Source organism: Cupriavidus basilensis, assembly GCF_008801925.2.
Lineage (GTDB): Bacteria > Pseudomonadota > Gammaproteobacteria > Burkholderiales > Burkholderiaceae > Cupriavidus > Cupriavidus basilensis.
Genome location: NZ_CP062804.1, coordinates 771954 through 792549 on the forward strand (window position 1 = coordinate 771954; position 20596 = coordinate 792549).

18 protein-coding genes and 1 tRNA gene are annotated in these 20596 nt (G+C 65.0%); 7 read left to right on the forward strand and 12 right to left on the reverse strand.

Features of this window, described 5'->3' with window-relative positions; all coding sequences use genetic code 11:
* Positions 1-11: 11 nt before the first annotated feature.
* The 9 genes from F7R26_RS24385 to xsc form a co-directional block, all read right to left on the reverse strand.
* Positions 12-1013 carry a transketolase family protein gene (locus F7R26_RS24385; RefSeq protein ID WP_150985076.1) on the reverse strand — a complete coding sequence of 334 codons (1002 nt, stop codon included), beginning with the start codon at positions 1011-1013 and terminating at the stop codon, positions 12-14.
* Positions 1010-1855, reverse strand: a complete 846-nt coding sequence (locus F7R26_RS24390) for a transketolase (protein WP_150985077.1) — start codon at positions 1853-1855, stop codon at positions 1010-1012. Before F7R26_RS24390 ends, F7R26_RS24385 begins: the two co-directional genes overlap by 4 nt.
* A 44-nt stretch (positions 1856-1899) precedes the next feature.
* Positions 1900-3225: an MFS transporter gene (locus F7R26_RS24395; protein ID WP_150985078.1), complete on the reverse strand. Its 1326-nt coding sequence runs from the start codon at positions 3223-3225 to the stop codon at positions 1900-1902.
* 83 nt (positions 3226-3308) lie between these two features.
* The gene (locus F7R26_RS24400) at positions 3309-4058 is read right to left on the reverse strand and encodes an SDR family NAD(P)-dependent oxidoreductase (protein ID WP_150985079.1); all 750 of its coding nucleotides are present in this window, start codon (positions 4056-4058) and stop codon (positions 3309-3311) included.
* A gap of 179 nt (positions 4059-4237) precedes the next feature.
* Complete coding sequence (locus F7R26_RS24405) at positions 4238-5119, reverse strand: LysR substrate-binding domain-containing protein (RefSeq protein ID WP_150985080.1); 882 nt, start codon at positions 5117-5119, stop codon at positions 4238-4240.
* A 310-nt stretch (positions 5120-5429) separates the two neighbouring features.
* Positions 5430-5506: transfer RNA gene (locus F7R26_RS24410), tRNA-Arg, on the reverse strand.
* Positions 5507-5591: 85 nt separating this feature from the next.
* The gene (locus tag F7R26_RS24415; RefSeq protein ID WP_150985081.1) at positions 5592-6353 is read right to left on the reverse strand and encodes a sulfite exporter TauE/SafE family protein; all 762 of its coding nucleotides are present in this window, start codon (positions 6351-6353) and stop codon (positions 5592-5594) included.
* The gene (gene pta, locus F7R26_RS24420; RefSeq protein ID WP_150985082.1) at positions 6350-7390 is read right to left on the reverse strand and encodes a phosphate acetyltransferase; all 1041 of its coding nucleotides are present in this window, start codon (positions 7388-7390) and stop codon (positions 6350-6352) included. The genes F7R26_RS24415 and pta overlap by 4 nt, the downstream gene beginning before the upstream one ends.
* Before the next feature lie 84 nt (positions 7391-7474).
* On the reverse strand, positions 7475-9313 hold the full coding sequence (xsc, locus tag F7R26_RS24425; RefSeq protein WP_193692237.1) for a sulfoacetaldehyde acetyltransferase: 1839 nt from the start codon (positions 9311-9313) through the stop codon (positions 7475-7477).
* Positions 9314-9797: 484 nt separating this feature from the next.
* Here xsc and tauA point away from each other — a divergent pair, with 484 nt between their 5' ends.
* The 3 genes from tauA to F7R26_RS24440 all read left to right on the forward strand — a co-directional run bounded on the left by tauA (position 9798) and on the right by F7R26_RS24440 (position 12545).
* Positions 9798-10811 (forward strand): taurine ABC transporter substrate-binding protein, encoded by a 1014-nt coding sequence (gene tauA / locus F7R26_RS24430; RefSeq protein WP_150986971.1) that lies wholly within the window; start codon positions 9798-9800, stop codon positions 10809-10811.
* A 71-nt stretch (positions 10812-10882) separates the two neighbouring features.
* Positions 10883-11659, forward strand: a complete 777-nt coding sequence (locus F7R26_RS24435) for a taurine ABC transporter ATP-binding protein (RefSeq protein WP_150986972.1) — start codon at positions 10883-10885, stop codon at positions 11657-11659.
* A gap of 10 nt (positions 11660-11669) precedes the next feature.
* Positions 11670-12545, forward strand: coding sequence for an ABC transporter permease subunit (locus F7R26_RS24440; protein WP_150986973.1), 876 nt, complete (start codon positions 11670-11672; stop codon positions 12543-12545).
* Between the two features lie 52 nt (positions 12546-12597).
* On the opposite strand, the gene F7R26_RS24445 is transcribed toward F7R26_RS24440, so the two are convergent.
* Positions 12598-13500, reverse strand: coding sequence for an SMP-30/gluconolactonase/LRE family protein (locus F7R26_RS24445; RefSeq protein WP_150986974.1), 903 nt, complete (start codon positions 13498-13500; stop codon positions 12598-12600).
* A gap of 272 nt (positions 13501-13772) precedes the next feature.
* On the opposite strand from F7R26_RS24445, the gene F7R26_RS24450 reads away from it, so the two are divergent.
* Both F7R26_RS24450 and F7R26_RS24455 read left to right on the forward strand, forming a co-directional pair.
* Positions 13773-14726: a 2-hydroxyacid dehydrogenase gene (locus F7R26_RS24450; protein ID WP_150986975.1), complete on the forward strand. Its 954-nt coding sequence runs from the start codon at positions 13773-13775 to the stop codon at positions 14724-14726.
* Positions 14727-14784: 58 nt separating this feature from the next.
* A complete protein-coding gene (locus tag F7R26_RS24455) occupies positions 14785-15756 on the forward strand; it encodes a Bug family tripartite tricarboxylate transporter substrate binding protein (RefSeq protein ID WP_150986976.1) in 972 nt (323 codons plus the stop codon).
* Between the two features lie 35 nt (positions 15757-15791).
* On the opposite strand, the gene F7R26_RS24460 is transcribed toward F7R26_RS24455, so the two are convergent.
* Both F7R26_RS24460 and F7R26_RS24465 read right to left on the reverse strand, forming a co-directional pair.
* Positions 15792-16562, reverse strand: coding sequence for an IclR family transcriptional regulator (locus F7R26_RS24460; RefSeq protein ID WP_150987077.1), 771 nt, complete (start codon positions 16560-16562; stop codon positions 15792-15794).
* Between the two features lie 535 nt (positions 16563-17097).
* Positions 17098-18231 (reverse strand): 2-aminoethylphosphonate--pyruvate transaminase, encoded by a 1134-nt coding sequence (locus tag F7R26_RS24465; protein ID WP_150986977.1) that lies wholly within the window; start codon positions 18229-18231, stop codon positions 17098-17100.
* 328 nt (positions 18232-18559) lie between these two features.
* Between F7R26_RS24465 and F7R26_RS24470 the strand changes: the two genes are divergently transcribed.
* Entirely contained in the window at positions 18560-19273 is a 714-nt protein-coding gene (locus tag F7R26_RS24470) for a phosphonate utilization associated transcriptional regulator (RefSeq protein ID WP_150986978.1), read from the forward strand.
* 31 nt (positions 19274-19304) lie between these two features.
* Positions 19305-20582 carry a phosphonoacetate hydrolase gene (gene phnA, locus F7R26_RS24475; protein ID WP_150986979.1) on the forward strand — a complete coding sequence of 426 codons (1278 nt, stop codon included), beginning with the start codon at positions 19305-19307 and terminating at the stop codon, positions 20580-20582.
* The last annotated feature ends 14 nt before the right edge of the window (positions 20583-20596 follow it).

A 20596-nucleotide genomic window follows, 5' to 3' on the forward strand; every position in this document is an offset into this window, starting at 1 on the left:
CGCGCTTCCCCTTAGCCGAGCCAGCCCTTGATGGTTGCCGCCATGACGTTGGCCGAAATGCCGTAGCGATCGTGCAGCGTAGGCAGCGCGCCAGCATCGAGGAAAGCATCCGGCAGGCCAACCTGCCGGAACGGCGCGCTGACGCCCGCGCGCATCAACGCTGCCGCCACGCCTTCGCCAAGACCGCCGATCACCGTGTGGTTCTCGGCGACGACGACGAGCCGTCCGGAGCGCCTTGCCTCGCGCACGATGGTCTCGGTGTCCAGGGGCTTGATCGTCGGCACGTGCAGCACGGCGGTGCCGATGCGATCGGCCTCCAGCGCCTTGGCCACTTCGAGCGCGCGCATGGTCATGATGCCGGACGAGATCACGATTACCTCTGCGCCGTCGCGCAGCAGCTTTGCCTTGCCAAGCTCAAAGCGATAGTCATACTCATCCAGCACCACGGGCACGTTGCCGCGCAGCAGCCGTGCATAGACCGGGCCGCGATGGGCCGCGATGGCCGGCACCATCTGCTCGATGTCCAGCGCGTCGCATGGATCGATGACGGTCATGTTCGGCATCGCGCGCATCAACGCCAGGTCCTCGGCGGCCTGATGGCTCGGGCCGTAGCCTGTCGTCAGGCCGGGCAGCGCGCACACGATCTTCACATCCAGGTTGTCTTCGGCGATGGCCTGGTGCATGAAGTCATAGGCGCGGCGCGTGGCAAAGACCGCGTACGTGGTGACAAAGGGTTGCGCCCCCTCGTGCGCCAGGCCGGCGGCTGCGCCCATCAGCAACTGCTCGGCCATGCCCATCTGGTAGTAGCGCTCGGGGAACGCCTTGGCAAACAGATGCAGGTCGGTGTACTTGCCCAGGTCCGCCGTCATGCCGATCACGTCGGGCTTGTTGCGGGCCAGTTCCACCAGCGCCTGTCCGAACGGGGCAGGGCGCGTCGCCTGGCCTTCTCCGGCAATCGAGGCGATCATCGCCGACGTCTTCAGTCTCGGCTTGGTCAAGGTTGCGTGGCTCATGCTTGTCTCCCGGCTTCCAGTGCTTCCAGCGCGAGCTGCCACTCGTGGGCGTCGACGCGGATAAAGTGGTTCTTCTCGCGTTGTTCCAGGAAGGGAACGCCGCAACCCATGCGCGTATCGCAAACAATGATGCGGGGCTGCGCGCCCGGATGCGACCGCGCCGCATCGAACGCCGCCGCCACCGCCGCGATATCGTTGCCATCCACGCGCTGCGTGAACCAGCCGAACGCCTCCAGCTTTTCCACCAGCGGCTCGAACGCCATGATCTGCGTCGATGGCCCGTCGGCCTGCTGGTTGTTGACGTCGACAATCGCGATCAGGTTGTCCAGCTTCCAGTGGCTGGCCGACATGATCCCTTCCCAGATCGCACCTTCATCCAGTTCGCCATCGGAAAACAGCGTATAGACAAAGGCATCGGAGCCCTTGCGCTTGAGGCCCAGGCAGCGGCCAACGGCAATCGTCAGGCCTTGTCCCAGCGAGCCGCCGGACATCTCCATGCCAGGTGTGTAACTTGCCATGCCTGACATCGGCAGGCGGCTATCGTCGCTGCCATACGTCTCCAGCTCGTCCGCAGGCAGGATGCCTGCTTCGAACAACGCGGCATACAAGGCAATGGCGTAGTGCCCGTTGGACAGGAGGAAGCGATCTCGTCCCTCCCACTCGGGATCTTCCGGACGGTACTTCATGGCGCCGAAGTACGCGACGGCCAGGACGTCGGCAATGTCGAGTGCTTGCCCGATATAGCCCTGGCCCTGCACTTCGCCCATCAACAGGGCATTCCTGCGGATGCGATAGGCGCGCTCTGCCAATGGCACGGGCGCTGCGGATGCGGATGAATGCATGTTCGTCTCCTGCGTGTATCTGATGGTCAAGGGAATGGGAAATCTCAGCGGTTGACTGCCTTCGCCGGGACAAGGAAGACAAGTAATGCGCCGAGCACGATGGCAACCGAGATGAAGATCAGGCCGGCCGTCGATTTCCCGGTCAGATCGTTGAGCCAGCCGACGATGGCCGGGGAAAAAAACCCTGCGAGGTTGGCAACGCAGTTGACGGCGGCGATTCCGGCCGCTGCCGACATGCCACCCAGCAAAGCGGTGGGCAAAGCCCAGAACTGCGACGACGACGTCAGGATGCCCGCCGCCGCGATGCTCAGGCAGATGATCGAGGCGCCGACGCCACCAAGCAGAGGGAGCGTGGCAAAGCCCGCCGCCGCTACCAGCATCGGGATCGCCAGGTGCAGGCGCCGCTCGCGGTGGTGGTCCGCGCTCATGCCGACCAGCGGCAACGCAACGATTGCGCAAAGATACGGCAGGGCGGTGAGGATGCCCACCCACAAAGGATCGGCGACACCAGCCTTCCTGACGATGGTCGGCAACCAGAACGTCAGGCCATACTGTCCGAGCACGACGCAGAAGTAGATGGCCGCCATCAGCCAGAGCCGGCGATCGGCGATGAACGCGCGAATCGACACGTGCGAGACCTTCCGGGCGTTGTCGCCGGCGACGTTGCGCGCAAGCAGCGCTTTCTCCGCGTCGGTGAGCCACTTCGCGCTCTGGATGCCGTTGTCCAGGTAGAGCAGGATGGCGATGCCGAGAATGAGCGAGGGCAGCGCCTCCAGCATGAACAGCCACTTCCACCCGGCCAGGTCCAGCGCGCCGTGGAACGCGTGCATGATGTAGCCGGAAAGCGGCCCGCCCACGATGCCCGCCAACGGAATCGCCATGAAGAACATCGATAGCGCCTTGGCCCGTCGTTCCGATGGGAACCAGTAGGTCATGTAGAGGATGACACCCGGCGCAAATCCGGCCTCCGCCACGCCGAGCAGGAAACGCAGCACGTAAAAGGAGGTGGGGCTGCTCACAAACGCGAAGCTCGCCGAGATGATGGCCCACGTCAGCATGATGCGCGCGAGCCAGTTGCGCGCCCCCACCTTGTGCAGGATCATGTTGCTGGGCACTTCGAAGAGGAAATAGCCAAGAAAGAAGATGCCGGCGCCAAGGCCATAGATCGTTTCGCTGAAGCGCAGGTCATTGAGCATCTGCAGCTTGGCGAATCCCACGTTGACCCGGTCCAGGTAGGCGCCGAGATAGCACAGCATCAGGAACGGGATCAGGCGCCGCACCACTTTTGCGTAGGTCCTGGACTCAAAGCTGGCCGCATCCGCGTGCGCCATCACATCGCCCGCAACGGGCGAAGCGTATTTGGTTTTCATGTTGTCTCCTGCCATGCGCCCCGGGTTCGCCCGGGTGCGCGGATTGTTCCGCCAGCTGAAGAGAAGGCGGTCGTCGGGGACGATCAGTGAATCAGCATCCCGCCATTGACGTCGAGCGTGATGCCCGTCAGGTAAGCGGACAGGTCGCTGATCAGGAACAGGCAAGCATTGGCCACGTCGGCGGCGTCACCCAGGCGGCCCAGCGGAATTCCCTTGATGATGTCGGCCCGCATTTCCACGGTGAGCTTGTCGCCGGTGATGTCTGTCTGGATCAGGCCGGGCGTGATCGAGTTGACGCGGATGTTGTCGCCACCGAATTCGCGGGCCATGGCACGTGCAAGGCCAAGCACGCCCGCCTTGGCCGCGCTGTAGTGCGGCCCCCCGAAAATGCCGCCGCCACGTTGCGCGGAGACCGACGACATGCAAACGATGCTGCCGCGCTTTTGCTCTTTCATCTGCGGGAGGACGGCCTGCGACATGTAGAGCGTGCCGCGCAGGTTCACATCGACCACGGCGTCGAAATTGGCGGGCTGGATATCCAGCGTCCGTACCGGCTGCGTAATCCCCGCGTTATTGACCAGTCCATCGATCCGGCCGTATTTTTCCAGGGTGGCGCGCGCCGCCAGTTGGCAGGCCTCGCGGTCGGTCACATCGCAGGCGAGGCCGAGATGCCCTGCGCCCAGTTCCAGCGCTGCGCGCTGTGCGTCGGCCTGCTGCAGGTCCAGCACCACCACCTTGGCGCCCTGTGCGGCAAGGGCGCTTGCCGTTGCCCTGCCGATGCCGCGGGGGGAGGCGGCGCCGGTTACGATCACAACTTTGTTCTCGAGCATCATTTTCGTCTCCTGGTTGTTGAAATGATGATTCGAGTGTCGTGCCTCGGGCAGTGCCGATCAATGCAGTCCATCTCAGCTATTGCTGAGAAATTTTCAGTTGAGGGATTGGATTCCGGGAGACGAGGGTATTGTGCGTTGCACAATCACGGAGCCTGCCGACTGCCGGTGATGCGGCTGGGCTACTTCAATTCCCGGTCGATCCAGTCGAGAAAGCGCTGTACCCGGGGCAGATCCGCATTCTGCGATGGGCAGACGATGTGATGGCCCCCCACCTCAACGGCATACGTCTGGTCAAAGACCGGCACCAGCGTTCCCTTGCCGATATGGACCGACGCGAGCAGCATGCTTTCCAGCGCCACGCCGATGCCCAGTGCCGCGGTCTCCAGCGACATGTAAGAGCGGTCAAAGGAAAAGTCGAACGCCTGGTGCTCGCCGCCGGACACGCCAAACCTGGCAAACCATTGCTGCCATTGGACAAGCGGTGTCTCTGAGAAGACCAGGCGCTGGCCCAGCAGGTCAGCCGGCGTGCGTATGGGGTGTTTGGCAAGATACTCGGGGGAGGCCAGGGGCGCGATGAACTCGTTGCGCAATGTCTTGACCTGCAAGTCGCGCCAGTGCGCATAGCCGTAGCGGATATCGACGTCGTAGTAGCCGCTTGTGAAGGAGACATCCTCGTGGGAGCAGGCGATATTCAACTGGATGTCGCCGTTGTCGGCCTGGAAGGACTTCAATCGCGGCAGCAGCCACATCAAGCCGAAGCTTGGGCTCGAATGCACCCTGAGTATGTCGACTTGCGCCTGGCTCGATGCGCGCTCGGTGGCGCGGTTCAGTTCCGCAAGCGATCCCGTGACGTCGCGCAGGTATTGCTCTCCGACCGGCGTCAGCGTCAGCCCTCGCCCCTGCCGGAAGAATAGCGGCTGGCCGATGATGGTCTCGAGGTTGGCAATCTGATGGCTCACCGCCGACGCGGTCAGGCCCAGTTCCTCGGATGCCCGGCTAACGCTCTTCGTTCTCGCGACGCTCTCGAACGCGATGATCGACTTCAGCGGCGGAATGCGCATGTTCGGCTCTCGGGCAATGGCAGCAATACGAATGGGCGGGCGTGGCAGGCGGTGAAGTACCGAAGCGGGTGTGGTGTCATCTGCGCTGTCCCGACCGGCAAGCGGGTGCCGATGCTGGTATCGATGACGTAGTGTAAGCGGGGCCCAATTCCAGCGTCAATTTGGCAGCCGGCACCCGGAGGGGCGGTTCAGAGCCGGTGGCCATGCGAGGGCGATGCGAGGGCGATGCGAGGGCGATGCGCCAGGCAAAACGCAAAAACGGCTTAGAGATCAAAGTTCTCTAAGCCGTTGGTTTGCTACGCGTGTCAGGTGGTGCGGCTGGCAGGATTCGAACCCACGACCCCTTGGTTCGTAGCCAAGTACTCTATCCAACTGAGCTACAGCCGCACGCGAGGGCAGGACTATATCGCACCTGGCGAAAAATACAAGGGGGTACGCAGATAAAAGTGGGGGGCGGTCCCTGATTGGCGGGCTAAGTCACCAGATCAACCAGCCCCGGCAACATCAAATATCCCCCCATCACCACCAGCACCCCAAACGCAATCCGCCGCGTTGCCACCGCCGAGAGCGGTGGCGGAAAACGCCGGGCCGCCATCGTGGTCAATGCCACAACCGGCACGGCAAGCGCTGCCTGCATCCAGATCTCGGCGCTGAGTTGTCCCTGCCACGCACTGAACAAGGTGCGTGTCACGGAGGTCGCGGTGAACACAAGAATCAGTGCGCAGCGGATCTCCACCAGCGACAGCGGCTGGCGATAGAACTGGAAGATCAGCGGCGGCCCGGACACGCCAAACATGCCGCTGAGCAAGCCGCCAAGGATGCCGCTGACAAAGAAGCTGCGGTTGCCCGAGCGCCGTGGCAGCGGCGCAGGGCGCAGCGCGGCGCTAACGCCGCCGTACAGCACCACCGCGCCCAGCAGCCATTGCAGGATGCCGGCGGCGGCGCTGCTCAGGTAGTCGAGGATCAGTACGCCGACCACCACGGAGGGCAGGATGCCGAGCGTGGCCGCGCCCACCGCGCGCCAGTCGATGTGATGCAGCTTGCCGGGCAGCGCCACGGCGCTGTTGGCCAGCGTCACCAGGCTCACCAGCGTGGCAACGGTCGCCACCGGTGCGAGGTCCAGCCCGCTGGTCGCGCCCATCACGATCATGCCCAGGCCAAAGCCGGTCACCGTCTGGAAGTAGCTTGCCGCGCCCATCAGCGCGAGCAGCGGCAACAAGTGTTCCGCGCTCATGGCTGGCATGCGGCCATCGGGGCTTCCGGCCTGGCTTGCGCGGCGGCTTGCGCCTGCACCGCGGTGACGGCGATCACGTAAAACACGTCGTCGGCGCTGCAGCCGCGCGACAGATCGTTGGCTGGCTTTTGCAGCCCTTGCAGCAAGGGCCCGATCGCCTTGGCGCCGCCCACGCGCTCGGCCAGCTTGTAGCCGATATTGCCGGCCTCCAGGCTGGGAAAGACCAGCACATTGGCGCGGCCTTCCACCCTGGAGTGCTCGATCTTCTTCCTGGCGATCTCGGCAACGATGGCGGCATCGAGCTGCACGTCGCCATCGATGGCCAGCGCCGGGCGCTGCGCCTGCACCAGGCGCGTGGCTTGCACCACCTTATCGACCGCGGCATGCCGGGCGCTGCCGCTGGTGGAGAACGACAGCATGGCGACGCGCGGGGCATCCATCAGCAGGTTTTGCGCGCTGTCGGCCGCGGCCATGGCGATCTCGGCCAGCGCAAAGGCGTCGGGATCCACCACCAGTCCGCAATCGGAAAAAATCAGGCCGCCCTTCAATGCATGGAACGGCTCGCACAACATCATCAGGAAGAAGCTCGATACCAGCTTGAACGCCGGGTGAATGCCGATGACCTGGATGGCGGTGCGCACCACGTCGGCGGTGGTGTGCACCGCGCCGGCCACCGAGCCATCCGCATGGCCCATGCGCACCATCAGGTTGGCGAAGCACAGGGGCTTGAGCGCTTCGCGCCTGGCGTCGTCCAGCGTCATGCCTTTTTTCGCGCGCAGGGCGAACAGCTTCTGCGCGAGGGACGGCGTGAGCGCGGAGGTGGCGGGGTCGATCACGTCCATGCCGGCCAGGTCGATGTCCTCGCTGGCGGCCGCCTGGCGGATGCGCGCCGCGTCGCCCACCAGCACGATGCGCGCGATGCCCTCATGGACCGCGCGTTGCGCGGCGTGCAGGATGCGCGGGTCTTCGGCCTCGCACAGCACGATGCGCCTGGGTTCGGCGCGGGCGCGCTCGATGATGCGGTTGATCGCTTTCATGATGGGGTCGCTCAGAATGGAAAATGGCCGGAAGCAGCGGGCGCTGCCTCCGGCCACCGGCCAAGCGCCCGCTAACTCACTGGCTCAGACGTAGTCCTTGTACTTGTCGAGCATGCGCACGGGCTTGGCCAGCGCATCGCGGCGGAAGGGGTCGCCGAGCTCACGGGTGCACATGATCTCGATGATGGTGGTCTTGCCGTGGTGCATCTGCAGGTCGATGGCGCGCTTGAGCGCGGGGCCCACATCCTCCAGCTTGTCCACCACGATGCCCTCGGCGCCCATGGCGCGGGCGATCTCGGCGAAGCTCTGGTTGTCCAGCTCGCCGGCGACGAAGCGGCGGTTGTAGAAGTCCACCTGGTTCTTCTTCTCCGCGCCCCACTGGCGGTTGTGGAACACCACGGCGGTGACCGGGATGTTGTGGCGCACGGCGGTCATGGTCTCCATCAGGCTCATGCCCCAGGCGCCGTCGCCGGCGTAGGACACGGCCGGGCGGTGGGGGGCGGCGACCTTGGCGCCCATGATGGTGGGGAAGGCATAGCCGCAGTTGCCCCAGCTCATGGCGGCAAAGAAGCTGCGCGGCTTGTTGAAGCGCAGATAGCTGTTGGCCACCGAGTTGATGTTGCCGATGTCGGTGGAGACCATCACGTCTTCGGGCATGGCCTTCTCCAGCTCGCGCAGGACCTGGCGCGGATGCAGGTAGTGTCCGCCGGTGGGCGTGCGCTCGTGCTTCTGCTCCTCGATCATGTCCAGGCTGTAGGGGTCGCGCTCGTGGGTCCATTCGTCGAGTTCCTTCTCCCAGGCGGCCTTCTCGGCGGCGATCTGTGCGGCGCGCTCTTCGCGGGAGGCGTCGCAGGCCAGGGTGCGGCCGGCCAGGCGCTCGGTCAGTGCCACGGCAGCGGCCTTGGCATCGCCGCAGATGCCCACCGAGATCTTCTTGACCAGGCCGAGCATCTTGTGGTCGGCATCGATCTGGATGATCTTGGCGTGCTTGGGCCAGTAGTCCATGCCGTGCTGGGGCAGGGTGCCGAAGGGTCCGAGGCGCGAGCCGAGGGCGATGACGACATCGGCGCGGGCGAGCAGCTTCATGGCGGCCTTGGAGCCCTGGTAGCCCAGCGGGCCGCACCACAGGGGATGGCTGGCGGGGAAGGAGTCGTTGTGCAGGTAGCTGTTGACCACCGGGGCGCCCAGCCGCTCGGCCAGGGCCTGGCATTCGTCGATGGCATCGGCCATGACCACGCCGCCGCCGGAGATGATGACGGGGAACCTGGCCTTGGCGATCAGCTCGGCGGCTTCGTTCAGGCGCTGGTCGCCGCCGGGGCCGCGGTCCAGGCGCTGGGGCTGCGGGATCTCGGCCTTGATCTGGCCGTAGAAGTAGTCGCGGGGGATGTTGAGCTGGGTTGGTCCCATCTCGGCCATGGCGCGGTCGAAGCAGCGGCCGGTGTACTCGGCCATGCGTGCGGGGTGGGTGACGTGGCCCTGGTACTTGGTGAACTCCTGGAACATGGGCAGCTGCCTGGCTTCCTGGAATCCGCCCAGGCCAATGCCCATGGTGCCGGCCTCCGGGGTGACGATCACCACCGGGCTATGTGCCCAGTAAGCGGCGGCGATGGCGGTCACGCAGTTGCTGATGCCGGGGCCGTTCTGTCCGATGACGACGCCGTGGCGGCCCGAGACGCGGGCATAGCCGTCGGCCATGTGGCCGGCGCCTTGCTCGTGCACGACGGGGATCAGGCGGATGCCGGCGGGGGCGAAGATGTCCATGGCGTCCATGAAGGCCGAGCCCATGATGCCGAACATGTCGGTGACGCCATTGGCGGCCAGGGTCTCGACAAAGGCTTCCGACGGGGTCATCTCTTGCGGGCCGGTGGTGACGGCGCCAGCTTGGGTGCCTGCGGCGAGGGTTTCGGGAAGATGTTCGCTCATGGTGTGGTGTCTCCGGTCTTCGATCAAAACGGAACCAAATGTTCCGAAAAGTGTTCGTGGATCGAAATGTAGGATGAGACTAAGCGATGGTCAATAAGAAAATCCGATAAACGGAATGCCGTGTACCTAAAAACGGTAGTAAATACCCTTTAAAGTGACGCAAATTCAACCTGCGCGCCCACGTGGACCCACAGTTGGTCCCCGCTGGCTCTAACCCGGCGGCGGGCCGCTTTCTACCATACGGTTACACCTTGCCCAGCGCTGCTTGCCAAAGCGCCTGGTGCACGCCGCGACGACTCGCCAAAGCGCAGAGCGCCGCTAAGAAAGGAGAGGACGCAAAGACGTCCCAACCAGACGGAGACACTGGCATGCCTCATGCTTATCACCTCTTCCTCCTCGAGCAGGCACCGCCCTGGTGCCGGGCTTTCCCTGCCGGCGGACTCCGCCACAGCACATCACACCGTTCATCTTGAGGAGGTTCATCATGCGTTGGTTCAAGCAACTTGCAGCAAGCGTGGTACTGGCGGCCGTCGTCGCCCCGGGCGCCTACGCGCAGACCAAGGAAGTTGTCATCGCCTACCAGGATATGGTGGTGCCGTGGCGCTATGCGCAGGACATGAAGGAAGTCGAGAAGCAGACCGGCTACAAGGTCTCGTTCCGCCAGTTCGGCGGCGGCGGCGACGTGATCCGCGCCATGGCATCGGGCCAGATCGCCATCGGCGAAGCCGGTACCTCGCCGATTGCCTCGGCGTTGTCGCAGGGGCTGGATGTGGAGCTGTTCTGGATCCTTGACGACATCAACGCGGCCGAGGCCATGGTGGCGCGCAACGGCAGCAATATCAACAGCGTGGCAGATCTCAAAGGCAAGCGGGTGGGCGTGCCTTTTGTCTCTACCACGCACTACCACACGCTGGTGGCGCTGGAGCAGGCCAAGATCAATCCCAAGGACGTCAAGATCATGAACATGCGGCCGCCCGAAGTGGCCGCGGCCTGGGAGCGTGGCGACATCGATGCCACCTTTATCTGGGACCCGGTGCTGGCCAAGCTCAAGCAAACGGGCAAGGTGCTGGTGACCTCCGGCAAGATCGCCGCCGAGACCGGCAAGGCCACCTTCGACGGCATGATCGCCAACAAGAAGTTCGCGCGGGAGAACCCCGAGTTCATGGTCAAGTTCGTCAAGATCCTGGCCGCGGCGGATGACAAGTATCGCCAGGACAAGGCGGCGTGGACTCCGGAGTCGCCGATGGTGAAGGCGGTGGCCAAGGTCTCTGGCGCCAAGCCCGAGGCGGTGCCGGCCAGCATGGCGCTGTACGGTTTCCCCACGCTGGAGGAGCAGGCCTCGCCCCGCTGGCTGGGCGGCGGCGCGGCCAAGGCGCTGCAATCGGCGGCGCAATTCCTGAAGGAGCAGGGCACGATCCAGACCGTGTTGCCGGACTACGGCTCGGGTGTGAATGCGGAGTGGGTGAAGCGCGCCCTCGCCACCAGGACGCCGGCCTGATTTGCCAGCGCCGCGCGGCGGGCGACGCCGGCCGCGCGGCCTTGAATCCTCTTTTCAGGAAGTTTGCAGCTATGGCCAAACTCGAAATCGACAACCTGAGCGTGAACTACGGCGGCCGCGGTGGCGCCGATACGCTGGCCCTGTCGCAAGTCAATCTCACCATGGAGCGCGGTGATTTCGTGGTCGCGCTCGGTGCTTCCGGGTGCGGCAAGACCACCTTGCTATCGTGCATCGCCGGTTTCATGCAACCCTCGGAAGGCGAGATCCGCCTCGATGGCAAATCCGTGCACGGCCCGGGTGCCGAGCGCGGCGTCGTGTTCCAAAAGCATGCATTGATGCCCTGGCTCAATGTGCTGGACAACGTGGCGCTGGGCTTGCGGCTGCGCGGCGTGCCGCGCGCCGAGCGCCTGCGCATCGCGCAGGAAAAGCTGGCGCTGGTCGGCCTGGAGAAAGTGGCGGCCAAGCCGGTCTACCAGCTCTCGGGCGGCATGCAGCAGCGCGTGGGCATTGCCCGCACGCTTGCCAACGATCCGGCGGTGATGCTGATGGATGAGCCGCTCGGCGCGCTCGACGCGCTCACGCGCGAGACGATCCAGGCGCTGATCCTCAAGCTGTGGGCGGCGGAGCAGAAGATCGTGTTCTTCATCACCCACAGCGTGGAGGAAGCGCTGTTCCTGGCCACGCGGCTGATCGTGATGACGCCCTCGCCGGGCCGCATCGCGCATACCTATGAGCTGCCCTTCGCCCGACGCTTCATTGCCTGCGGCAACGCCCGCGAGGTCAAGGCCGATCCGGAGTTCATCCGGTACCGCGAAGAAATCGTCAACCTGATCCATGCCACGCCCTGAGGAGTCCGACATGTCTGCTTCTGCTCAAAGACTCGAGCCCGCGCCGGGCACCGCCGCCGTGGCCGCCAAGCCGCCCGCGCGCCGCATGAAGGCCGTCTCCGGCTACCGCTTGCCGGGCGAAGGCTCCAGCTCGCGCATCTCCACCATCACCGTGGTGTCGCTGCTGGCGCTATGGTGGATCGCCAGCCACCTGCGTTGGCTGCCGCCGCTGTTCCTGCCCACGCCGGAAGCCATCATCAACGCGTTTATCGATGCCTGGAACGGCAATGTGCAAGGCGGCCTGCCGCTGACCGAGCACTTTCGCGCCAGCATGGTGCGCGTGTTTGGCGCCTTTGCGCTGGCCACCGTTACGGCGGTGCCGATCGGCGTGATGATGGGGGTGTCGCGCATCGCGCGCGGCGTGTTTGATCCGCCGATCGAGTTCTATCGCCCGCTGCCGCCGCTGGCCTACCTGCCGCTGATCGTGATCTGGTTCGGCATCGACGAAACGTCCAAGATCCTGCTGATCTTCCTGGCTTGCTTCGCGCCGCTGGCGATGTCCGCGCAGGCCGGCGTGCGCTCGGTCACCATCGAGCAGATCAACGCGGCGTATTCGATGGGCGCCAACCGCTGGCAGGTGATCCGCCATGTGGTGATCCCCGCCGCGCTGCCGGACATCCTGACCGGCATGCGGATTGCCATCGGCTTTGGCTGGACCACGCTGGTCGCGGCGGAGATGGTGGCTGCCACCTCGGGCCTGGGGCAGATGGTGCTCAACGCGTCGAACTTCCTGCGCACGGATGTGGTGATCATGGGCATCGGGCTGATTGGCCTGATTGCTTATACCTTTGACCTGCTGATGCGCAAGACGGAGAAGTGGCTGGTGCCCTGGAAGGGGAGGATGTAAAGCTAAAGCCTGTGGCCGGCCGGGCGGCGGCATGCGCTGCCCGATTGCCAGGTCACGCCGCTAGCTGGAAAGGGCGCTCCGCAATACCAGCGACACCGGGGCGAACAGCGAATACCCCGCCGGCCAGCGGCTGCCCGGCTTGCACCGACGCATCGGCCGGGCGAATCGACGTGACGAACAAGGTCTTCATGTCGGCGCCGCCAAAGGCGCACATCGCCGGCTTTTTCACGGGAAGCGCGATGCTGCGGTCCAGGCGCCCCTCTGGCGTAAAACGGTGCACGACGCCGGCGTCATTCCCGCAGATCCAGTAGCAGCCATCGACGTCCACCGCAGCGCCGTCCGGGCGCCCCGGATATTGCCGCATGTCGATCCACAGGCGCCGCCGGTTGGCCACGCCGTCCGCGACATCGTAGTCGAACGCCCAGATCGCCTGCGCATCAGGATGCGAGTCCGACAGGTACATCGTCCGTCCGTCGGGCGACCATGCCATCCCGTTGGGAACGATCAGTCCCTCGATCTGCCGCTGCAGGCCACGCGCGTCGAAGCGATACACCGAGCCAATCGATTGCGCCGGATGCATGTCGAGGTGCATGGTGCCCGCCCAGAACCGGCCTTGGCGATCACACCGGCCGTCGTTGAATCGCATGGATGGGGCAGGGTGAGCGACGCTGGCGAGCCTGCGGCTGGCCAGGCTGCCATCGGGCTGTGGTTGCAGGTGGAACAGGCCGCTCTGCATGCCGGCGACAAAGCCACCGGCGCTTGCGGGGGCGATGCACCCTGCCATTTCGGGCAACTGCCAGGTACGGATTGCCGCGTTGGCGGCGCGCCATTCGAACAGCGTCCGGGCGGGGATGTCCGACCAGTACAGGCATTGCGTCTGCGTATCCCAGAACGGGCTTTCGCCGACCGCATTGCGGACATCGGCAATCAGGTCGATGGGTGAGTCAGTGATCATGGTCTATCGGCTTGGACATCATGGCCGGAGCGGCTTCTTGATTTTAGTATGCGCCTCAGGCTGCTCTTTGTCTTGCGTTGTCGTACAACTAATTATAAGGAGATCCGAGAGTCGGTGTGAGGGATTTTCGTTTTCATTGACTTTTACAGAGTGTTAACCCTGGGCGTCTGATTTCCTGCTTGTTTCTAATTTGCCTAAGTCATAGGATGACGTATGAGTTTAGCGCCGAAACAAATCACGCGAATCCGCCCCTTCCAGATAGGACTCACCGTATGAAAGCCAACATCCTGCAGCTGAACCCGATTCTCATCCCTGCCATCAACGACAAGCTGGATTCGCTCTACACCATGCACCGCTTGTTCGAGCAAACCGACAAGGATGCCTATCTGCGCGAGCACGGGCCCACGATCCGCGCGGTCATCACCGGCGGCCACACCGGCATTTCCAGGGCGATGATGGCGCAACTGCCCGCGCTTGCGGTGGTGGCGGTCAACGGTGTCGGCACCGATGCGGTCGACCTCGAATATGCCCGCGCGCGCGGCCTGCCGGTGACCGGGACGTTCGGGGCGCTGACCGAGGACGTCGCGGATCTCGCCGTGGGCCTGTTGATCGCCACATGTCGTGGCATGTGCCCGGGCGACCGGTTTATCCGTGCCGGCGACTGGGTCCGCCATCCGCAGCCAAGCGCTATCCCGCTGGCCCGCCGCGTCAGCGGCATGCGCGTGGGCATCGTCGGCATGGGCCGCGTGGGCCGGGCCATCGCAGCGCGCATGACGGCATTCGGTTGCCCCGTCGCCTACACCGACCTCAAGGCGATGGATGACGTCCCCCACACCTTCGTGCCCGACCTCGTGGCACTGGCCCGCCAGAGCGATGCGCTGATTCTTGCCGCCGCCGCCGACAAGGCGGAGGGCATCGTCAACGCCGAGGTGCTCGACGCGCTGGGCAAGGATGGCTACCTGATCAACATCGCGCGCGGCCGGCTGGTCAAGGAAGACGACCTGGTCGCGGCGTTGACATCCGGGCGCATCGCCGGCGCCGGGCTGGATGTCTTCGTCGATGAGCCGAACGTGCCGCAAGCCCTGTTCGCGCTGGATAACGTCACGCTGCAGGCCCACCGCGCCAGCGCCACGCACCAGACGCGGGCCGCCATGGGGGAGATGGTCCTGGCAAGCATTGCCCAAGCGCTGGCCGGGCAACGGCCCGAGTTCAGCCTCACGACCTGAGCGCTGGCGGCCCCGTTACTTCGCCCGGAAGTTGAGAATCAGAATGAGAGGAGACAAGATGCGGATCCAATATCTGGCGGCAATGGCCTTGACCGTGTGCGTGAGCGCGCTGGCGTCCGGCATGGCCGTTGCGCAGCCCTATCCGGCCAAGCCGGTCACCATCGTGATCGGTTCCAGCCCCGGCAGCACCACGGATGGCCTGGCCCGCGCAATGGGTGCCCAGATCACCAGGGAGACGGGCCAGCCGGTCATCGTCGACAGCCGCCCCGGCGCATTCGGCGGCATCGCGGCGCAGCTTGTCGCACGCTCGGCGCCCGACGGCTACACCCTGTTCATGACCACCAACACCACGCAGGCGGCTAATCCGCACCTGGTGAAGAACCTGCCGTACAACCCCATCAAGGACTTTGCGCCGATTGGCCAGGTGGTCCAGGGCTACATGGTGATGGTGGTGAACCCCAACGTGAAGGCCACGAACGTGCCCGAGTTCATCGCACTGGCCAAGAAGGAGCCGGGCAAGCTGACCTTCGGCTCCGGCTCATCGTCGGCGCGGGTCGCCACCGAGCAATTTCAGCACATGACCGGGACGAAACTCACATACGTTCCCTACAAGGCCAATCCGGCCGCCGTGATCGACCTGGTGGCCGGACAGACCGACGTGATGATCGTCGACCTGACCACCAGCCTGCCGCAGGTCAAGGCCGGCAAGCTGCGCGCGCTTGGCGTCAGCAGCCCGCAGCGCTCGCCGCTGCTGCCCAACGTGCCGACCATCGCGGAGCAAGGTGTGAAGGGCTATGAGTCTGGTTACTGGAACGGGCTGTACGCCCCGGCAGGCACGCCGGTACCGATCATCAACCGGCTAAACGCGCTGATGCGCAATGCCATGGCGACCGAATCCATCCGGCATTTCGTGACGGAGAACGGCATGGAGGTGAAGGTGTCGTCGCCGGAGGAGCTGGCTAAATTCCAGCTTGCCGAGCTCGCTCGCTGGGGCGCGATCATCAAGACGGCAGGCATCCAGCCCGAATAGCGGCGACGCGCAGGGGCTGGATGCAAAACGGGCGCTCAGAACGTAGCGGCCAGCTCCCTCGCTGTTTCCTGCAGGCGCGGCACGAACTCCAGCGAGCGCGACAACGGCGAGCGTGCCGTAGGCGCATGCACCGCCAGCGCCGCTACCACCTGCCCGCGCTCGTCGCGCACCGGCACGGCCACGCAGGAGATCCCCGCCACGAACTCCTCGTTGTCCACGCCAAGCTGCTTGTGCGCGCTGCGGTCCAGCTCGGCTTCGAGCAATTCCACATTGGTGACCGTGTTGGGCGTAAAGCGCTCCAGCGGCAGCTGCCGCACCAGCGCGGCGCGCTGCTCGCGCGGCAGCAGCGATAGCAGCAGCTTGCCACTGGCCGAGCAGTGCAGCGGCACGCGCGAGCCCGGCTTCAGGTCCAGCCGCAGCGGCCACGGTGCTTCCATGCGGTCCAGGTACAGCACCGAGGTTTCGTGCAGCATGGTCAGGTTGACTGTCTCGCCGATGTCCGCCACCAGCCGCGCCAGGATGGCATGGCGCAACTGCCGCGTACCCGAATGCGTGACGATGGCCACGCCAAGGCGCGACAGGCGCGGCCCCACGGCATAGGCGTTGCGCGCGCCCGGCTCGCGGATCACCAGCCCGCCGGCCTCCAGCGCGCCAAGCATGCGGTGCAGCGAAGCCTTGGGCGCGTCGAAACCCTGCATGATTTCCGCCAGCGACAAGGGGCGGTCGGCCGCAACCAGGAATTCCAGCAGGGCGAAGGCGCGCAGCGTGGGGGTGTCGCGGTCCGCCGCTGCCGCGTCGGCAGCCATGCTCGGGGCCGGCGCCGCGGCGGCCGGTTCTTCCAGGCGCAGGGACGCCTTCGCGCGCGCGGGTTTTGCGGGCTTGTTCTTGGGGGCCTCGGAAGGCGCTTTCTTGGGTGCCGCTACTGTTGCCGATTTCAATTCGGACTCCGTTCCGGAAAACGAGACAATTTGATTGTACTTCCGGAGCGGTATTCGTCACTAGCGGCGTATCAGGGCCTAATCTGGTTTTGCCCCGGTGGCCTGCACTTAACTGCAACTGCTTAAAGTCAAAGGCAACTGCAGTTTCACCACCCCTGCGGGGCGGCGACCTACTTTCTTGTCTTGCCAAGAAAGTAGGCAAAGAAGGCGCCCCATACGGCATAGGTGAACCTTGACGGCTCGCTTCGCATCGCGCTTGGGTGATTCCCGCCTCTCGGGCGGGAATCACGGCTACACCGAATCGGTGCGCTGATGATGTCGTTTCTGTTGCCGCTGGTTGGCTCCCCTCTCCCACTTGTGGGAGAGGGTGGGCGTTCGCCGGGGCGATGGGGCCGCAAATGCCTCAGGCCGCCCTGGCTAGCGGCGCTTTCATCTCGATGCCCATTTCCGCTAGCGTCTCGCCGATTGCGCTCACCACATTGCGCATCTCATTGGCGTCGATTGCGCCAATGCAGCCCACGCGGAAGGTTTCCACCTGCGTCAGCTTGCCGGGATAGAGGATGTAGCCACGCTCGCGCACCTTGGCGTAGAAGGTCTTGAAGTCGTAGCGGGCGTCGTCCGGTGCGTGGAAGGTGACGATGATGGGGGCCTGCACTTCTGGCGGGAGGAAAGGGCGGAAACCCAGTTCGGCCATGCCGCCCACCAGCGTCCGGTAGTTGGCGCGATAGCGTGCGCCGCGCACCGGCTGTCCGCCTTCTTCCAGGAACTGGTCGAGCGCGGCGCGGAAGGCGGCTACCACGTGCGTGGGCGGGGTGAAGCGCCACTGGGTGGTCTTCTGCATGTAGGTGTACTGGTCGTACAGGTCCAGTGCCAGTGAATGGCTGTTGCCCTGGCTGGCTTCCAGCACGCTCTTCTTTACCAGCACGAAGCCCATGCCCGGCACGCCTTCGATGCACTTGCCGGTAGCGGCCACCAGCGCGTCGAACGGCATGGTGCGCGCATCGATCTCCAGCGCACCGAAGGAGCTCATGGCATCGACGATCAGGCCCTTGCCAAGGCGCGCGCACAGTGCGGCGATCTCGGGCAGGGGGTTGAGCACGCCGGCGCCGGTTTCGCAGTGCACCTGCGCCACGTGGGTGATGGACGGATCGCGCAGCAGCGCGGCTTCGATCAGCGCCGCGGTGGCGGGCTGGTCTTCGGCGATCGGCAGTTCCACGCTGGCTCGTCCCAGCACCTTGCAGATCTTGAGGATGCGCTGGCAATAGGCACCGTTCTGCGGCACCAGCACCTTGCCGTCGCGCGGCACCACGTTGGCGATGGCGGCTTCCACCGAGAAGGTGCCGCTGCCCTGCATGGGCACGCAGACATGCGTATCCTGCCCGCGCACGATGGCGATCAGGTCGTCGCACAGGCTGCGCGTGATGGCGTTGAAGCTGGTGTCCCACGATCCCCAGTCGCGCAGCATGGCTTGCTTGGTGGCGAGCGAGGTGGTGAGGGGGCCGGGGGTCAGCAGGATGGGGTCGTTGCCGCGGATCATGGAGTGCTCTTGGATTGGGATCAGGAGTGTGGTTGACGATTTCCACGGATGCCAGCTTGGGGTGGACTCGTTGTGGCATTCTAAGTGGTATTGTGTGTCAATTTGGTGAATTTGTTGCGGTGATCTGTGGCGTGCCACACCACCGCCGCACCGCCTCATATTTAGTATAAGTACTTGTTTTATAACGTTTATAAGGCGTGATGCTGGTTTTTTTCGAGATGTTCGCGTCATTCCTCGCTCATCACCGCCGCCTTGTTTGTTGACAATATACAAACAGCTTGCTTTAATGACAACCAGGATTTTCGACGTACCCGAATCAGGAGTCTTCATGTCACGGCCAGCCGCTCAGTCGAGCGATATCGCGATCCTGCAGAGCCAGTCGCTGACCACCCTGGTGCAGCGCGAGCTTGAAATGCGCATCGTGTCCGGCGGCCTGCTGCCAGGCGCCAGGCTCAATGAAATCGAACTCGCGGGCGAGTTCAATGTGTCGCGCGGCCCGCTGCGCGAAGCCTTCCGGGCGCTGGAGCAGGCCGGCCTGCTGCGCACCGAGAAGAACCGCGGCGTGTTCGTGCGCGCCATCTCCCTGGAAGAAGCCGACGAGATCTATGCGCTGCGCGCGGTGCTGGATGAGTACGTAGGCCGGCTGCTCGCCGCCAACATCACGGCGCAGGGCGTGCGCGAGCTGCGCGCGCTGATCGAGGCCATGGGCGCGGCCAGCACCGCGCGCGACCTCGACGAATACGCCCGTCTTAACCTCACCCTGCATGACCACATGGTGGAACTCGCCGGCAACCGCAAGCTGGTGGAAACCTACCGGCGCCTGGTCAAGGAACTCACCTTGTTCCGGCGCGAGGCGCTTTCCGCCGACAGCAACGCCATCCCCACCTCTACCCGCGAGCACCGCGAAATCGTGTCGGCCATCGCCGCGCGCGATGTCGAGCTGGCGGGCAGGCTGATGCGCGAGCACGTGGAGCGCGGCCGCGCCCGCATGCATGCCGCCGTGGCGCCAGTGGATGGCGGCGCCGCGGCCGATCAGCCCTGAAGCCTTTTCTTTCCCGCACAGGAACCCCGACATGTCGAACCCGAATCTTTCCAGCGTCGCCGCCCCGAGTATCACGGTCAATCAGCGCACCTACCAATGGATGAAACAGCCCGTGGTGGTGGTCTGCGTGGACGGATGTGAATTCGATTACCTGGAAGCCGCCGCCGCCAGCGGCCGCGCGCCGTACCTGAAACGCCTGCTGGCCGAGGGCGCGAGCTTTCGCGGGGCGTGCGTGGTGCCCACCTTCACCAACCCGAACAACCTGTCCATCGTGTGCGGCGCGCCGCCGGCGGTGCACGGCATCTGCGGCAACTACTTCTTCGATCGCAGCGCCAACGGTGGCCGCGGCGAGGAAGTGATGATGAACGACCCCAAGTACCTGCGCGCCGGCACCATCCTGGCCGCCTTTGCCGATGCCGGCGCAAGCGTGGCGGTGGTGACCGCCAAGGACAAGCTGCGCCGGCTGCTCGGCCATGGCATGCGCGGCATCTGCTTCTCCTCGGAAAAGGCCGACCAGGCCACGCTGGAGGACAACGGCATCGACAACGTGCTGGACCTTGTCGGCATGCCGGTGCCGAGCGTGTACAGCGCCGAGCTGTCCGAGTTTGTCTTTGCCGCCGGCGTGCGGCTGATGGAAACCCGCCGGCCGGACCTGATGTACCTGTCCACCACGGACTACATCCAGCACAAGTTCGCCCCCGGCTCGGACGGCGCCAATGCGTTCTACGCCATGATGGACAAGTACCTGGCGCAGCTCGACGCGCTCGGCTGCGTGGTGGCGCTGACCGCCGACCACGGCATGAACGCCAAGCACGACGACACCACCAAGGCCCCCAACGTGATCTACCTGCAGGACCAGTTCGACAGCTGGCTCGGCCGTGGCGTGGAAGCCGGCGGCGCGCGCGTGATCCTGCCGATCACCGATCCGTATGTGGTGCACCACGGCGCGCTTGGCTCCTATGCCACCGTCTACCTGCCGGAGGATGTCGACCGCGCAGCGCTCAAGGGCAAGCTGGCGGCCCTGCCGGGCATCGAAAGCGTGCTCGACAACGCCGAAGCCTGCGCGCGCTTCGAGCTGCCGCCGGACCGCGTGGGCGACCTGGTGATCGTCAGCGACAAGCACGTGGTGCTGGGCACCAGCCAGAGCCGCCACGACCTGTCCGGGCTGGACGCACCGCTGCGCTCCCACGGCGGCGTGTCGGAGCAGACCGTGCCGCTGGTGTTCAACCGCGCCACGGCGGGTATTCCCGGCAAGGCGCAGCTGCGCAACTTCGACATCTTCGACGTCGCGCTCAATCACCTGCACTGAGCGCCCCCCGATTC

Coding starts and splice junctions, on each gene's coding strand:
- F7R26_RS24385 (WP_150985076.1), bottom strand. CDS start 1,013: ATGAGCCACGCAACCTTGACCAAGCCGAGACTGAAGACGTCGGCGATG.
- F7R26_RS24390 (WP_150985077.1), bottom strand. CDS start 1,855: ATGCATTCATCCGCATCCGCAGCGCCCGTGCCATTGGCAGAGCGCGCC.
- F7R26_RS24395 (WP_150985078.1), bottom strand. CDS start 3,225: ATGAAAACCAAATACGCTTCGCCCGTTGCGGGCGATGTGATGGCGCAC.
- F7R26_RS24400 (WP_150985079.1), bottom strand. CDS start 4,058: ATGATGCTCGAGAACAAAGTTGTGATCGTAACCGGCGCCGCCTCCCCC.
- F7R26_RS24405 (WP_150985080.1), bottom strand. CDS start 5,119: ATGCGCATTCCGCCGCTGAAGTCGATCATCGCGTTCGAGAGCGTCGCG.
- F7R26_RS24415 (WP_150985081.1), bottom strand. CDS start 6,353: ATGAGCGCGGAACACTTGTTGCCGCTGCTCGCGCTGATGGGCGCGGCA.
- pta (WP_150985082.1), bottom strand. CDS start 7,390: ATGAAAGCGATCAACCGCATCATCGAGCGCGCCCGCGCCGAACCCAGG.
- xsc (WP_193692237.1), bottom strand. CDS start 9,313: ATGAGCGAACATCTTCCCGAAACCCTCGCCGCAGGCACCCAAGCTGGC.
- tauA (WP_150986971.1), top strand. CDS start 9,798: ATGCGTTGGTTCAAGCAACTTGCAGCAAGCGTGGTACTGGCGGCCGTC.
- F7R26_RS24435 (WP_150986972.1), top strand. CDS start 10,883: ATGGCCAAACTCGAAATCGACAACCTGAGCGTGAACTACGGCGGCCGC.
- F7R26_RS24440 (WP_150986973.1), top strand. CDS start 11,670: ATGTCTGCTTCTGCTCAAAGACTCGAGCCCGCGCCGGGCACCGCCGCC.
- F7R26_RS24445 (WP_150986974.1), bottom strand. CDS start 13,500: ATGATCACTGACTCACCCATCGACCTGATTGCCGATGTCCGCAATGCG.
- F7R26_RS24450 (WP_150986975.1), top strand. CDS start 13,773: ATGAAAGCCAACATCCTGCAGCTGAACCCGATTCTCATCCCTGCCATC.
- F7R26_RS24455 (WP_150986976.1), top strand. CDS start 14,785: ATGCGGATCCAATATCTGGCGGCAATGGCCTTGACCGTGTGCGTGAGC.
- F7R26_RS24460 (WP_150987077.1), bottom strand. CDS start 16,562: ATGGCTGCCGACGCGGCAGCGGCGGACCGCGACACCCCCACGCTGCGC.
- F7R26_RS24465 (WP_150986977.1), bottom strand. CDS start 18,231: ATGATCCGCGGCAACGACCCCATCCTGCTGACCCCCGGCCCCCTCACC.
- F7R26_RS24470 (WP_150986978.1), top strand. CDS start 18,560: ATGTCACGGCCAGCCGCTCAGTCGAGCGATATCGCGATCCTGCAGAGC.
- phnA (WP_150986979.1), top strand. CDS start 19,305: ATGTCGAACCCGAATCTTTCCAGCGTCGCCGCCCCGAGTATCACGGTC.